We start from the raw sequence: 1,174 nt of genomic DNA, 5'->3' as shown, positions 1-1,174 counted from the left end.
TGTCTCGTCCTAAAATAGATTGATAGTTTTTGCTAAGCCAGATACCCTGAGTATCTGGCTTTTTTGTATTAAGCAGGACATGAATAACCGTCATGTACCTCAGCAGGTGTTCTCATATTTAAACTTAAATGCGGTCTGATATGGTTATAGACATAAACAGACTCATCGATCAGCTGTTTAAGCTCACTCATCGTATTGCACTCATACAACAAGAACTCATTCTTTAAAATCCCATTAACGCGCTCAGCCAATGCATTTTGATAACAATCATAGCCATCGGTCATAGACGGTGTGATGTTATTTGCTCTAAGCACCTCTTGATACTCTGATGCACAGTACTGAAGGCCTCTATCAGAGTGATGAATCGCTTTATGAGTATAACGCCGCCTTTGAGCTGCCATCTTAAGCGCTTTTACAACCTCAGTCGCTGGCATACTCTCACTTAAATGATACCCCATAATCTGTCTTGAATACCCATCCGTTACTAACGATAGGTAGTGCGTCCCTTGTTTGGATGTGACATAAGTAATATCAGCCACCAAGGTTTGTTCAGGCTTGATAGGCGCAGGGGCATCTTTCGTTAGATTGGGATGCTTTTTCATCCAGTGCTTACTAAAGGTCGTCTTTGTATAGCTACGTTTGGGCTTAACCAACAAGCGGTGTGCTCTTAGATAATCAAAGAAGCCATCACGGCCAATCTTTATGCCATGAGCCATCAGCTTAGGCTTAATGAGCCAATATAACTTCCGACCACCTATACGAGGCATGAGCATTCGATACGCTTGTACCCAGTCTTTGATGACAGTAAACTTGCTTGCTTTGTCATGCTGCCGAATACGATGTTGATATACCGCTTGCGGACTAACACTAAGCAAACGACATCCTTGAGCTAAACTTATTTGTTTGTCTGTTTTGAGTTTCCAAAGGATGCCGTAGAAGACTTTTTTCTAGCATTTTCTCCATAGTCATTTTCAAATACTTCGACTACTTTACTTAAAATAAGGTTATGTGCTTTAGCATCAGCCAGTTCACGCTCTAAACGTTTGATGGTTTGGGCAGGGGTTTCTTTATGCGGCATAGTCTGGCTCTTAAGGGGATGGGTCCAGTCTAATTTACCATGCTTTCGCAGCCACACCAAAACGGTACTGCGTCCTTGTATGCCATAAATTGCTTG

At 42.1% G+C, this 1,174-nt stretch carries 1 protein-coding gene; it reads right to left on the bottom strand.

What is annotated here, in order from left to right; all coding sequences use genetic code 11:
* Positions 1–68: 68 nt before the first annotated feature.
* Positions 69–1,174, bottom strand: a protein-coding gene (locus JMX89_RS12730) for an IS3 family transposase (RefSeq protein WP_227673104.1) whose coding sequence is annotated in 2 segments (ribosomal slippage) — positions 69–940 and positions 940–1,174 — 1,107 coding nt annotated over the 2 segments. Because the reading frame shifts where the segments join, the coding sequence is not laid out codon by codon here. This gene is flagged as partial in the annotation.

It is taken from the genome of Psychrobacter sp. DD43 (assembly GCF_904846555.1).
Taxonomy (GTDB): domain Bacteria; phylum Pseudomonadota; class Gammaproteobacteria; order Pseudomonadales; family Moraxellaceae; genus Psychrobacter; species Psychrobacter cryohalolentis.
The sequence above is the reverse complement of the archived record's forward strand: the minus strand, read 5'-3'. Positions and strand labels throughout refer to the sequence as shown.